12 protein-coding genes are annotated in these 13025 nt (G+C 41.1%); 2 read left to right on the top strand and 10 right to left on the bottom strand.

Annotation, left to right across the window (positions count from 1 at the left end):
• Positions 1–217 precede the first annotated feature (217 nt).
• From J3455_RS01340 to J3455_RS01385, 10 genes are all read right to left on the bottom strand, one after another.
• Entirely contained in the window at positions 218–1525 is a 1308-nt protein-coding gene (locus J3455_RS01340; RefSeq protein WP_130052553.1) for a tetratricopeptide repeat protein, read from the bottom strand.
• Positions 1526–1542: 17 nt separating this feature from the next.
• A complete protein-coding gene (locus J3455_RS01345; RefSeq protein WP_054552071.1) occupies positions 1543–2148 on the bottom strand; it encodes an energy transducer TonB in 606 nt (201 codons plus the stop codon).
• Between the two features lie 12 nt (positions 2149–2160).
• A complete protein-coding gene (locus tag J3455_RS01350) occupies positions 2161–2574 on the bottom strand; it encodes an ExbD/TolR family protein (RefSeq protein WP_063707380.1) in 414 nt (137 codons plus the stop codon).
• Between the two features lie 45 nt (positions 2575–2619).
• Entirely contained in the window at positions 2620–3147 is a 528-nt protein-coding gene (locus tag J3455_RS01355; RefSeq protein WP_054552070.1) for a MotA/TolQ/ExbB proton channel family protein, read from the bottom strand.
• A gap of 3 nt (positions 3148–3150) precedes the next feature.
• Positions 3151–4518 carry a MotA/TolQ/ExbB proton channel family protein gene (locus J3455_RS01360; RefSeq protein WP_167658883.1) on the bottom strand — a complete coding sequence of 456 codons (1368 nt, stop codon included), beginning with the start codon at positions 4516–4518 and terminating at the stop codon, positions 3151–3153.
• Positions 4519–4528: 10 nt separating this feature from the next.
• The gene (locus J3455_RS01365) at positions 4529–5281 is read right to left on the bottom strand and encodes a DUF3450 domain-containing protein (protein WP_130052557.1); all 753 of its coding nucleotides are present in this window, start codon (positions 5279–5281) and stop codon (positions 4529–4531) included.
• Between the two features lie 177 nt (positions 5282–5458).
• On the bottom strand, positions 5459–6064 hold the full coding sequence (locus tag J3455_RS01370; protein WP_349560833.1) for a DsbA family protein: 606 nt from the start codon (positions 6062–6064) through the stop codon (positions 5459–5461).
• The gene (locus tag J3455_RS01375; protein ID WP_294090051.1) at positions 6065–7144 is read right to left on the bottom strand and encodes a diguanylate cyclase; all 1080 of its coding nucleotides are present in this window, start codon (positions 7142–7144) and stop codon (positions 6065–6067) included.
• A gap of 18 nt (positions 7145–7162) precedes the next feature.
• Positions 7163–9052 carry a methyl-accepting chemotaxis protein gene (locus tag J3455_RS01380; RefSeq protein WP_130052559.1) on the bottom strand — a complete coding sequence of 630 codons (1890 nt, stop codon included), beginning with the start codon at positions 9050–9052 and terminating at the stop codon, positions 7163–7165.
• A 349-nt stretch (positions 9053–9401) separates the two neighbouring features.
• Positions 9402–10673, bottom strand: a complete 1272-nt coding sequence (locus J3455_RS01385; protein ID WP_167658881.1) for a sugar MFS transporter — start codon at positions 10671–10673, stop codon at positions 9402–9404.
• Between the two features lie 137 nt (positions 10674–10810).
• On the opposite strand from J3455_RS01385, the gene J3455_RS01390 reads away from it, so the two are divergent.
• Together J3455_RS01390 and J3455_RS01395 are read left to right on the top strand one after the other, a co-directional pair.
• Complete coding sequence (locus J3455_RS01390; protein WP_349560834.1) at positions 10811–12028, top strand: AGE family epimerase/isomerase; 1218 nt, start codon at positions 10811–10813, stop codon at positions 12026–12028.
• Positions 12028–12981 carry a carbohydrate kinase family protein gene (locus tag J3455_RS01395; RefSeq protein ID WP_349560836.1) on the top strand — a complete coding sequence of 318 codons (954 nt, stop codon included), beginning with the start codon at positions 12028–12030 and terminating at the stop codon, positions 12979–12981. Before J3455_RS01390 ends, J3455_RS01395 begins: the two co-directional genes overlap by 1 nt.
• Positions 12982–13025 lie beyond the last annotated feature (44 nt).

Here is a 13025-nt window from a genome sequence, read left to right on the forward strand (position 1 = left end):
CTTAATGCTTTTGGGACACTTGAGTTTTAAACTGCGACTACCTTACGGGAGCTGTATGACAAACTAGTTACACTTTAATAAACATAAAATGACAATATTAATTATTTTAAAAAGAGTAAGTTAGTAAATTTTAGGAACGGAAAAAAGCCGCCCGAAGGCAGCTTTGGTGTTGCGATTATAAATGAGTTCTTTTGTACGCTTACCTGTTGAATACGATCTAGAGTAAAGCGGTACGTAATGTTTCGGCGTGCACTTTTTCACGCTTCACATACTTGATCCATTGCTCAGCTAAACGCTGTGACTTTTTGTGTTTTTCCGCTTGCTCAAACGCTAAAATAGAGGCATCAAAGTTTTGTAAATTGTACTGCGCCATACCTAAGGCAACATACACATTCGATTCAAACTCTAAGCCGCCTTTATCTAGGGCTTTACGTGCTGCATCCGCTGCTTCTTCGTATTTTTCAAGGTTAATGCTTACCTCTGCAATACGTTGTTCGTATTGACCATGCGTTACTAAATCCGCGGCTTTTGCAAAGTAAGGAAGTGACTTTTCGCTTTCTTTTGCTTGTACCATCGCTTCTGCAACAAAGGCATAGTTTTTCGCTGACTTTTCAGCTATACCGTCTTGCATTGCTTTACTCATCACGTTCGCGGCTTTAAAAGCCAGGCCGTTGTATAAATACACTTGTGATAATTGACGTAAATCTGATTTAGATTTCATGAAACCTTGTTGGTATGCCGCTTCTAAAATCGCTAATTGCTTTTTCTCTGCGCCCGTTTCACCGTACATGCCACCTAACTGAACCCAGTACTCTGGCTTGTTATAAAGCTTAACTAAACGCTCAAGTACCTCGACTACTTTGTCAGACTGATTAAGTGAGTAGTACATAGCACGCTGTAAGATTAGCCAGTTTTCTTTTGGCATTTCGCCCTTGCTGTCGGCTTCTGCGATAGCAAGGTTAATGCTTTCAATGCCTTTTTGGTAATCTTTAAGCTGATAATAAGCTTGAGATTTCAAAACGTAATAAGCATCTGTTTTAGGCTTGTCGTTAATCACATCCCACTGCGCTAAGTATTTGATTACCTTTTCGTAATCGCTATTAGCCATCGCAAGTTGCGCTAAACTAAACATGGTGCTTACACGTAATGTTTCTGGGATCGCATCTTCGTTTACTACTTTTTCAAACGACGCAATTGCTTTATCTAGGTCATTTTCGTTGTAGTAAATAAAACCATAGAAATTATGCATCATGGCAATTTCATACGAGTTCATGCTTGAAGAGCGCTCTTGAATACTATCAAGTGCTTCCAGCCCTGCTTTAGCATCACCATCATCAGCCAGCTTTTGTGCACGAGCTAATTGGCTATAGACTTTTTCGCGCAGTGCAGGTACTCGTTTGGTTTTTTGCTCTTCAGCATAGGCGGTAGCAATTGTTACACCTGGTAACATGCTAACAACGCTTGGGATTACCAGGCTGCTTGTGAAAGCAGCCGCGCAAATCACGGCAACTTTTAAAGGTTTCATAATCGCATTCCTCTTTTCTAACCGTTAATTTGGAAAGAAATTTTGTTCTGTACGCCCGCTACTTCAACAGCTTCACCGTTAACAACGCGCGGTTTATATTTAAATTTAAGTGCTGCATCCATCGCAGCGCGGTCAAACAGTGATTCAGGCTCAGCTTTAATAACTTTCGGGTCACGTACTGTGCCTTGCTTGGTTACTGTAAACTCAACAATCACATAGCCTTCAATACCTCGCGATAAAGCTCGGCGCGGATAAACAGGCGCTACTTTTACAATCGGTAGGTATTCACCGTCGCTTGATTCAAGCGCTAAGCCACCCGCTAAGTTAACGTCTGCTTCAACGCTAGCACCAAAGTCAAAGTTGGCATTGCTCGCGTTAGGATCACTGTTTTGCATTTGCGGTGATTCCATTGGCGGAGGTGGCTCTTTTGGCGTTGGTGGCTTTTGCGGTTTACGTTCTTTCTTTTGCACTGTCTCTTCTTTTTTCAGACGAACAAAATCAAGTACGTTTCCTTTTACGGGCTCAGACATGGCCCCTTCACCACCGGTGATCAGTGCCTGCATGCCTAAAAACAGCATGACAGTCACGATACCAGCGATGATTAATGCAACTATATAACGCATCGCTCACATTCCTTATGATGCTTCTTGCGCAGCAATCGACACATCAAATGCGCCAGCAGCTCGCGATGCATCCATAACTTTGATAAGTACATCAGTTGTGGCTTTCTTATCAGCTTGAATAACCACGCTACCTTGTGGATTTTCAGCTTTTAAGCGCTCGATATTTGCTTGTACTGCACGGATATCTACTTGGCGTTTGTTGATCCAAATTTCACCTTTGTCAGAAATGGCAACTAAGATGTTGGCACGCTCTTTTTTAACTGCAGTTGCTGCTTCCGGACGGTTAACATCAATACCCGCTTCTTTGACAAATGATGCTGTTACGATGAAGAAGATAAGCATGATGAAAACAACGTCTAGCATTGGCGTCATGTTGATTTCTTCTGCGTCGTCTTCTTGAAATAAGTTACCTAGTGGCGCTCTCATTGTTAGTCTCCTAGTGGGTGATGCTCACATCACCCTAAAATTCGTTTAGTGGTCTAAGACCATGTTGTCTTCAAGTAATTGCACTTCACGCTTTGCTCGACGTTGTAAGAACGTTGATGCGAATACCCCTGAAAGTGCACCCACCATACCGGCCATGGTTGGAATAGTGGCTTTAGACACCCCTGACGCCATCGAACGAGCACTGCCTGTGCCTGTGATTGCCATTACATCAAATACTTCGATCATGCCGGTTACGGTACCTAACAGACCTAAAAGTGGACATAACGCAACCATTACGTTAATTAGCGCAAGGTTATTATTTAGTTGCATGCCAGCGCGTGAAATCATCGCTTGGCGAATTTGCTCTGCGTTCCAGCTGTTACGCTCTGCTCTATTGCTCCAAGTGCTCTTTACGTCTTTCTTGTAGCGTTTAAAGCCGCCAAAGAAATACATAAAACGCTCAAGTATCAATAACCACATCGCGAAGATGAGGACCCCGATGACCAAGAGAACTTGGCCACCTGTGTCGAGGAAATCACGTAGAGCATTGATTGCATCAATCAATAGCACCATGATTTATGCTCCTTTCTCGCTTCGCTCTGCAATGATACCTGCGCTTTGCTCTTGTAAAATTAACAGCATGTTTTTAGAGCGCGTGTTAAGAAGTGTGTATAAGAATACTGTTGGGATAGCCACAACCAGACCAAGTACAGTTGTTACAAGTGCCTGAGAAATACCACCCGCCATTAGTTTAGGGTCACCTGTACCGAACAAAGTAATTGCTTGGAAGGTGTTAATCATACCCGTTACCGTACCTAGTAGACCAAGTAGCGGGGCTACCACAGAGATAATCTTAATTAGCGTCAGGTTACGGGTTATTTTCGGCATTTCACGAATGATTGCTTCGCTTAATTTTAGCTCAAGTGTGTCGTACGCTACATCTGGGTACTGATCTTTCACTTTCATTACACGACCAAGTGGGTTGTCATCACGTGCAACTGTGTCTTTAAGCTGACGACGGATTTTGCTACCCATAATCATCAGTGATACAAAGCGCTCAAGTGCGATGAGTAGAGCAATTAGACCAACACCTAAGATGATATAACCTACAGTACCACCTTGGTGAACTTGCTCTTCAGTGTCAGGAGCTTGTACTAAAAGACCTAAGATAGAACCACCTGTTGGGTCAAGAGCGAACTGAACAACACCCGAATTTGCTTGTTGCAGATCAGTAGCAGTTGCTGTGTAACGGCTGCTTGGCTGACGTGTAAGCTGGCTGATTGTATTCGTAGCAGGTGTGTACTCTAGGTATTTACCGTCTGCGATTAAGTTAAATGCACCAACACGCACCACTTCTTTTTGTGCTTTGCTGCCACCTTCAACGATAACATCTGTTGTAAAGCGTGATACTTTACCTTGTTCGGTCATTTCACGTTGTAATTCAAACCATACTTTTTCGATATCATCGATTGAAGCAAGCTTTGACGTTGAACCCATTTTTTGTGCCAGCTCATCCATGAAGTTACTGCGTCCAGGTAGCTCTGCAGAAACAACTGACGTCATGAATTTGTTACTTGAATCACCCGCGACTTGTTGTAACACACCGAAAAGTTCCTTAAGTGAACCCATACGGTTTGAAAGCGTGTCAGTTAAATTAGCTAGCTTTACTTCATTTTCTTCAAACTGAGTTTCTAAACGCTCTGACTCATTTAACATTGCAGTACGCTTTGCTTGTGTATCTTTAAGCATTTGTACTTGTTCGTTTTGACGCGCCATGAACTCTTGTTCACGTTGTTTATTCTCAGCGCTTTGCTGTGCGTTACCTTGCTCTAATGTTTTTAGTAATGAATCTAAATCCATTGGCTCAGCCGCTAGGCTGCTACCAGCAAAACCAAGGCCAGCTGCAAATACGGCCATTTTTGTCATTTTCGTTAATAATTTCATCTCAAACCTCTTATTCAGCAGCGTGGACTGGCAGTGTTAACATATCTGGGGCAAGTTGCTTACGAGCAATGCGTAAACCTTTGTTGATTTGGCTGATTGCAGAATCTGGTAACTCAACAAACGATTTTGTTTCTTTATCCCAGCTACCTGCTTTTTTGCCGTCGCGTGTTAAATAAATAAGTTCTAAGCGACCAATGCGTAAGAAATCGACTTCGCGCTCTTGACCATCTACATTAAGTAATGATGTATACGCTTCGATAGTGCGACCGTAATCAACCTCTACTTGGTAAGCTTCAAGTAAACGGCGGAATTTTTCACTTGAAGTGATATCTGCGCGGTCCATCATTTCTTTTAATGATGCGATACGTTTGCTTCGTTCTTCAGTTAAGAAAGGTACGTCTAGTGCAACAAATTGTTCCAGGCCCGTGATCATGCGCATCATTAACGGCGTAATTTGACGCTCGATAACTGATACCTGATCCATTGACTCATTTAACGCGTCCATTTCAGCAATTTGGTTGTTTAACTGCTTGGTAAGTTGCGCGTTATAAACAGTTAAGCCTTCAATTTCTTTATTAAGAGCTTTGAATTGTTGTAAACGACCTTGCATTGAATCTGCAATCTTGTCGATTTTAGTTTGTGATTGCGCTGCAGATTTGTTTATCTCGCTGCTTTTATCAATTACTTTATCTAGATCGTTTGCATGTACCGCCGCAGATGCCGCTACAATACCTGCTAAAATCAGTGGTTTAACGCCTTTCATCGCATACACCTTTACTCGTTAAGTTAGCTTAATTTACTAGTGGGGGTTGTTTTAATGTGCGAAAGGATAACGATGAAAAATGACAAGCGTGTTGCGTAAAAAATACAAAATTATGACAGCTGTAACAATTAGTTTATATTGCGCAAAGATAAGGCAAAACTTGCAGGGTTTTGGGAACTAAATATGGGAAACGATCTGTTGATAAGTGCTTTCCCAGTCTAGATAGTTAACAGGGATAGCGTGGTAGTTCCCTTTATTTTCAATAACTAAAGACGGAAAGCCTTGGATAGGTAAGCTTCTAGCTTGGTTTATTTCGGCCATTAATAAAGAATGTATGTTTTCACTTTCAATTTCTTTTATAAATGTGCTTTTTTCTAAACCTATTTGCTCAGCAAGGAGCACAAGTGTGCTTATGTCTGACGGGTTTTGTGCATTTAAGTAATAGGCTTTTTGAATGGCATAAAGCATCTCTTGCTCTTTTTCGTGCTGCCTTGCAACAATCACAGCTCTACATGCTTGGTAAGTAGAGCGACGTGGTTTGGCAGTGTGCCAAAACTCATGATTAAATGGTGTACCAAGTTGCTGCTCAATTCGCAGCCATGTTTGCTGTAAAAACTGTTGCATATCTATAGGCATTGGCTCATCGGAATCAGGAGCAAGGCCGCCCACTCTATATTCAATAGCAAGTTTATCACCAAGGGCTGCTTGAAGCTTTAACCAAGTTTCTCTATAGCCCCAACACCAACTACACATAGGGTCGTAAACATAAATTAACCTTGCCATTTAGCTTATCTCGGTTAAATCAGAAACCACGACATTACGCCCTTTTGCTTTAGCTTTATAGAGGTTGTCGTCTGCTTGTTTAATCGCTTTACTAAATTGACTACCACGTTCTAGGCTGGCAATTCCGATACTACATGTGATTGTCACAGACTGCCCAACATCGAAGGGGATCTGTTTTTGAGCGACATAACTACGCAGTTTTTCAGCCACCGCATGGGCAATGTTAAGCCCGGCTTTTGGCAGCAAAATAATAAACTCTTCGCCGCCATAACGGGCTTTTATATCTGTGCCACGTAATTTATCGTGCAGCATAGAGGTAAAGGCTATTAATGCCTGATCGCCAAAGTCATGACCATAAGTATCGTTAAGTGATTTAAAGTTATCTAAATCAATTAATAATACCGACATAGGTAAATAATTAGCCGCTTCGGCTTCAAGACGCGGCTGAATATGCTCATAAATGTAACGACGATTCGCAAGGCCTGTTAGTGGGTCTGTTAATGCATCGCGTTTTTCTATTAAGGTAATATCAGCAATTTTTTGATGGCTTTTTTGCCTAAAGTATTCACTGATCCCAGAAAACAAAATTACCATAGTGAAAGAGGCTAAAAACCGTGAGGTTTCAACTTGCCCGTAATGCGCTTGCCCAAAGTTGGGGCTAAACAGCAGTGCAACTGCACTAGCGTACATAATACCAACCAACACACTGCCCACTTTTAACCCTAAAGTGACATAAGCCACAATAGGGTAAAACATCAGCCAATATAAAGCGGTATTCTCTTTGCCACCGGTATACACCAATGCCACACAGAGCAACAGAATAATAGACAATATAATGCAACTAACAGACACCAAAGCGCCACTGCGAAAGTAATAAAACATGCACAGCACAATAGTCACATCACTGACCACTAACATAATAGTTAACGGTAAGGCATAAATTTGATAGTTAGATAATACTAAAGATGTGATTAATACAATGGCAAAAAAAGCCATTGTAAACAGCGTGAAGGCACGGCGTTGTTTATCCGCCGTGTCGACACTATTTAAATTAATGGCATTAAGCCAGTTTTGATCCAAAATTGCAGTCTCTTAAAACTAAACTTTAAATTTAAGTACCAATTTTTCAAGCTCATAGAACTGGGCTTTTAATTTTGTACACTCATTCAAGGTGTTATTAAGATTACTCTTACCTTGATTAGAAAGCTCACTAATTGAGTGTATATCACTATCTAAACTTTGAATTACTTGGTTTTGCTCTGTGGTGGCATTCGCTACACTGTGGTTCACTTCATCGATTGATTCGATAGCACGCGTCACCTCAGCCATTTTATCACCCGCTACATGGGCTTGTTCAACACTCTTTTCGCTGTCACGAATACTTGCAGTCATTACTTCAACCGCAGACGCAGAGCCTTGTTGTAACTGAGAAATAGTGTCTTCTATTTCTTGCGTTGATTGCTGTGTTCGGTGTGCTAGTTGCCTAACTTCGTCAGCAACAACCGCAAAACCTCGACCAGCTTCACCTGCGCGGGCCGCTTCAATAGCAGCATTAAGCGCTAATAAGTTGGTTTGCTCACTTACACCTTTAATCACTTCAAGTACTTGACCAATGCTTACAGTGTGCGCATCTAAACTATTAATCGTTTTTTGTGCTTGCTCCATATTACGAGACAAGGCATTTATAGCAGTTAAGTTATCAGCTAACGCAGATTGGCTTTGTAGTGACTGGCTATTCGCACTCGTCGCAAGGCTAGACGCATTACTTGCACTATTTGAGATTTCTACCGCGCTAGAGGTAAGCTCGTTGATTGCGGTTGCAACGTTGTCAGTACGTTTTGTTTGGTCTGCATACATATCGAGCGTACCTTGAGTTTGGTTCACTAAACTCTCAACTAAACGCTCAAGCTCAACAGTGGTATTTTTAACTTGCTCAATTGATGTATGAATTTTTTCGATAAAAGCATTGAAGTAATGACTTAATTCACCAAATTCATCATTGTTTTCAACCTCAAGACGACGGGTTAAATCACCCTCACCTTGTGCGATATCTTTAATTGCATCGTTTAGGCGCTGCATTGGACGCATTAAATAACGAAGTAAGAACTGCATCATTAATACAATAGCAGCTATACCCATCAGCATATATATGGCCGCCATATTTCTAAATGACGCGACCGATGAATAGGCAATTTCTTCGTTGATCACCACACCAAGATACCAATCAACGTTTTGAATTCCTTTAATTTTGGTAAACGACACTAATTTATCTAAGCCACCAACTTGTACTTCTACAAACTCAGATTGTAACGATAGGCTTTTACCGAATAAATCGCGCATGTTTTTGTCGTTAAACTTAGTTTCTGGGTGACTTAAAATGCGGCCTTCACTATCAAGTAAGAAACCATAACCAAAACCTAAAAAGTCAATTTCGTTAACTATCTTAGTAATGGTTTTCATATCAATATCGGCACCTGCAACACCGCTAAACACACCATTTGCTTGCATAGGGGCTACAGCCGAAATAGTCAGCTCATTGGTTGTTACATCAATATAAGGGGCAGTAAAAGCAGTGTTAGTTTTGTTTTCAACAAGTTTGTACCACGGGCGTGTCGTAGCATCGTAGTCAGGCGGTAACACAACCGATTGGTCATTCAATACAAATGTGCCATCAGTGATACCTATATATGTGTTTTTAAAGTTACCAGCTTTGTCAGCTGTGTTGAGCTGTGTAAGTGTTAGCTCTTTGCTGTCACCAAGTTGATAGGTGTCTGCAACTGACGAAACAATCGCTAACTTGGCATTTAACCAGTTCGCTATATTTTGCGACACTGACTGAGAAATCTCTTGCAGCACAAGCGAAAGCTGCTCTTGCGTTTGGCTGCGCATAGAGATGAAGTTATTAATCGTGAATAAACCGAGCACAATCACTAAAACCAGTGATGCAGCCACAGTTACCTTGGTGGTAAATTTAAGAGTGCTTTGCATGACAAACCTGTTTGTTATTTTTTTCGTTGTTAGCGCTTTTATATTTAACAAATTTCAAGCTCTTTGTCTTATAAATTTAGGCTAAAACTAGAAAAACGTTCCTTTTAATTAAAGTACGCTTTATATAGAAATCAATTACTTTGTTAACGGCAGCAAATTTAACTTCTAAAGTCGTCACGATAAAAAACAACAAAACCCACTTTTGGAACGTTCCTAAAAAGATTTGATTTAATCGCCCTTGAATACGTATTCATTAAATCATTTTGTCATCTAAATTTGTTCCTGGTAGCAAATAAATGGCATAAAAAAACCCCGCAAATCTGTGCGGGGCTTTTATTAGAAAGTACTTTTAACCGATGCGCTGTTTCCAGCTATCAGCTAAACGCACAACGTTTAAGCCATACCAAGCGATAAATGCATAACAAATCACTGGTACAAAGAAGCTTTGTTGTATGTTAACTGTATCTGCAACCACACCTTGTACTAATGGTACTAATGCACCACCTACAATAGCTAAGCATAACCAACCCGAACCTTTACTGGTGAGTGAACCTAAACCTTCAATAGCTACAGAGAAAATAGTTGGGAACATAATTGAGTTAAATAAACCAATCGCAAGTACTGAGTAAAGTGCTAAGTCACCTTCAGTGAAAATAGTCACTAACAGCAGAGCAATAACCATCATGGCATTAAAGAATAACGCTTTTGATGGTGCAATCTTCTGAAGAGCTGCAGAACCAATAAAGCGACCAACCATTGCACCGCCCCAGTAGTAAGCAATTAAGCTTGCAGCTGCATGCTCTTCAAGGCCAGCAATATGCTCTTCTCCGAAGTAGTTTACCAAGAAACTACCAATAGAAACCTCAGCACCTACGTAACAAAAAATACCTACCACACCCATCATTAAATGTGGTGCTTCTTTCAGGCTGTGGCCTTTCGCTTTACAGTCTTGCTCTTCTGTGTGCTCTGCAATCACTGGTAGTTTAAAGAATGCAAATACAACAGCAATAGTTAATAGCGCTGCTGCTAACATAAGGTAAGGCACTTTTACTGATTCAGCAGTTGCCGCATTTGCAGCTAAAGTACCCGCTGTACCGAAGAATAAAATACCACCTACATATGGTCCAACCGTTGTACCTAGGGAGTTAAGTGCTTGAGCAAGATTTAAACGCGACGACGCTGTTTTTTCAGGGCCTAACGCCACAACATATGGATTAGCTGACACCTGTAATACGGTAACACCCGCTGCTAGTACAAATAATGCACCTAAGAACAGCCAGTACTCATGCACTACAACCGCAGGATAAAATAACATACAGCCAATTGATGCCACTACTAAGCCTGTTAGTACGCCATTTTTATAGCCAAGTTTTTTAACCAACATACCCGCTGGTAGCGAAACAATAAAGTAAGCACCAAAGAAACAAAACTGAACCAGCATTGCCTCTGTATAGGTTAAATCGAATACCCCTTTTAAGCGCGGGATCAACACATCATTTAAAACTGTAATGAAACCCCACAAAAAGAATAGGGTTGTCATTGCCGTCAGTGGTAGCAGGTAATTTTTATTTTGCTGCGAACCATCGGCGACAAACGATTGGTTTGTATTTATTTCACTCACGTGGTTTTCACTCCGTTAACAAGTTACCTTTGATTCTACACATTGAAGTAAAAATAGCACAAAGATTTACTAGGAACGTTCCAATATTTCTATTTCCTGCTATAGTTGCAAGATGAACACAGATTTATTGATAGACCATGGCCACAGTTAACTTTAAAAGCTCTGCTTTTCTTAAGCAGCATATCCAAGATACGCTTGCTTTTTATCACCCACACTGTGTTGATTATTCAGCTCATGGCTTAGCTGGTTTTTATCAGTTTTTTAAAAATAATGGCGCGATTTACGATAAACACACTCGCCATTTAGTATCGAGTACACGCTTTGTTTTTAACTACGCAATGGCGTACATCGAGTTCAAAGACCCTGAATATTTAAGCCTCACTAAACATGGTTTAGCCCACCTTGAACATGCCCATAAGCAAGCATCCGGTGGTTACGCTTGGCTTATAAAACAAGATAACAACGGCAAAGTGAGTGTTTTAGACGATACCAACCATTGTTATGGGCTTGCCTTTGTAATGCTTGCCAATGCAGTTGCTTTAAAAGCTGGTGTTAGCGACTGTAAAAATACTATCTCACAAGTATGGGATTTATTAGAGCAACACTATTTTGAACCAAAGTATAATGCCTATTTAGATGAACAAAATGCCGATTTTAGCTGTGCAGATGAGTATCGAGGGCAAAATGCCAATATGCATTTATGCGAAGCTCTTCTCATGTGTTTTGAAGCAACATATGAACAGCGTTATTTAGAGCGCGCGAAAGAGCTTGCCAAAACTTTCACAGTTAAACTAGCAGCATACAGCCAGCAGTTTGTGTGGGAGCACTACTCTAAAAACTGGCAAATTGATTTAGATTACAATAAAGATGATCCGCATCATTTATTTAGACCATGGGGCTTTCAACCTGGACATCAAACAGAGTGGGCAAAACTGTTACTTATTTTAAACCGCCACATTAATGAACCTTGGCTGGTGACTAGGGCGAAAAGCCTTTTTGATGAAACTCTAAGCATTGCGTGGGATCATCAACATGGTGGTATTTTTTATGGCTTTGCACCAGACAAACAAATTTGTGATAGCGATAAATACTTTTGGGTGCAGGCCGAATCACTAGCCGCAGCAGCCCTACTCGCTGATGCCACAAATGATGAAAGCTATTGGCAATGGTACGAAAAAATTTGGCAGTACAGTTGGCAACATATGGTAGATCACCGATATGGTGCTTGGTACCGTATTTTATCAGCAGAAAATCTGCCTTACAGTGACGAAAAATCGCCAGCAGGCAAAACCGACTATCATACTATGGGTGCCTGCTACGAAGTATTAAGAACCTTAACCTTGAGGAATGCATAATGAGTTTAGTGTGTTTTGGCGAAGCATTAATCGACTTTTTATCAGATGGTAAACAACCTGAATCATTTACTAAATACGCAGGTGGCGCACCTGCCAATGTGGCTGTTGCAGCTGCAAAACTAGGCCTAAACACCAGCTTTTGTGGCATGTTAGGCGATGATATGTTTGGTCACTTTATTAAACAAGAGCTTGACCAACATGCGGTCAACACTGATTACTGTACATTCACTGATGCTGCTAAAACAGCGCTGGCGTTTGTATCACTCGATGAAAGTGGCGAGCGCTCGTTTAGCTTTTATCGCCCACCAGCAGCTGACTTACTGTATCGCGTAGACGACTTTGACCATGCAATGTTCGCAAGTCACGCTATTATGCATGTATGCAGCAACAGTCTCACTGAGCACAACATCTATCAAACAACTATTTATGGCTTAACTCAGGCGAAAAAAGCCGGTGCAATTTGTAGTTTTGATATGAATCTACGCGAAAACCTATGGCCAAGCATGCGCCATACGCTAGATAGAATGTGGCATGTTATTTCACTGGCAGATATCGTCAAACTATCATTTGAAGAACTTGAGTTTTTAAATCAAAAGAGCCATCAAGCAATGCCACTGGAACATACCATTGATACCATTTTAAAGGCAGGTATAACTTGTTTGCTTGTTACCAATGGCGGTGAAGCAATCAGCTTTTATCATGCTGACTTTAAAGGGCAAGTAAGTCCACCTGCTACAAAAGTGGTTGATACCACTGCCGCAGGCGACGCTTTTATTGGCGGTATGCTGTCTAGAATTGGTCAGCACTGTGAAAACAAACAAAGCTTTAAAGAGTTTTGCCAAACCCAAGCTAATATTGAACAAACCATTGCTTACGCTGCTAAAGCCGGCGCTTTTGCTGTAAGCCGTTATGGTGCCTTTGCATCATTACCTAGCGGCGAAGATCTTCTATAACCACTCATAATTGCTTACAAATCTATTAAGCACTCTAGTGGAGA

This window comes from Pseudoalteromonas sp. NFXS39 (genome assembly GCF_040148775.1).
GTDB classification, from domain to species: Bacteria; Pseudomonadota; Gammaproteobacteria; order Enterobacterales; family Alteromonadaceae; genus Pseudoalteromonas; species Pseudoalteromonas apostichopi.

Excerpts from the sequence above, each read along its gene's own strand:
- J3455_RS01355 (WP_054552070.1), bottom strand. The coding sequence starts at position 3,147 with ATGGTGCTATTGATTGATGCAATCAATGCTCTACGTGATTTCCTCGAC.
- J3455_RS01345 (WP_054552071.1), bottom strand. The coding sequence starts at position 2,148 with ATGCGTTATATAGTTGCATTAATCATCGCTGGTATCGTGACTGTCATG.
- J3455_RS01340 (WP_130052553.1), bottom strand. The coding sequence starts at position 1,525 with ATGAAACCTTTAAAAGTTGCCGTGATTTGCGCGGCTGCTTTCACAAGC.
- J3455_RS01360 (WP_167658883.1), bottom strand. The coding sequence starts at position 4,518 with ATGAAATTATTAACGAAAATGACAAAAATGGCCGTATTTGCAGCTGGC.
- J3455_RS01395 (WP_349560836.1), top strand. The coding sequence starts at position 12,028 with ATGAGTTTAGTGTGTTTTGGCGAAGCATTAATCGACTTTTTATCAGAT.
- J3455_RS01370 (WP_349560833.1), bottom strand. The coding sequence starts at position 6,064 with ATGGCAAGGTTAATTTATGTTTACGACCCTATGTGTAGTTGGTGTTGG.
- J3455_RS01350 (WP_063707380.1), bottom strand. The coding sequence starts at position 2,574 with ATGAGAGCGCCACTAGGTAACTTATTTCAAGAAGACGACGCAGAAGAA.
- J3455_RS01380 (WP_130052559.1), bottom strand. The coding sequence starts at position 9,052 with ATGCAAAGCACTCTTAAATTTACCACCAAGGTAACTGTGGCTGCATCA.
- J3455_RS01390 (WP_349560834.1), top strand. The coding sequence starts at position 10,811 with ATGGCCACAGTTAACTTTAAAAGCTCTGCTTTTCTTAAGCAGCATATC.
- J3455_RS01365 (WP_130052557.1), bottom strand. The coding sequence starts at position 5,281 with ATGAAAGGCGTTAAACCACTGATTTTAGCAGGTATTGTAGCGGCATCT.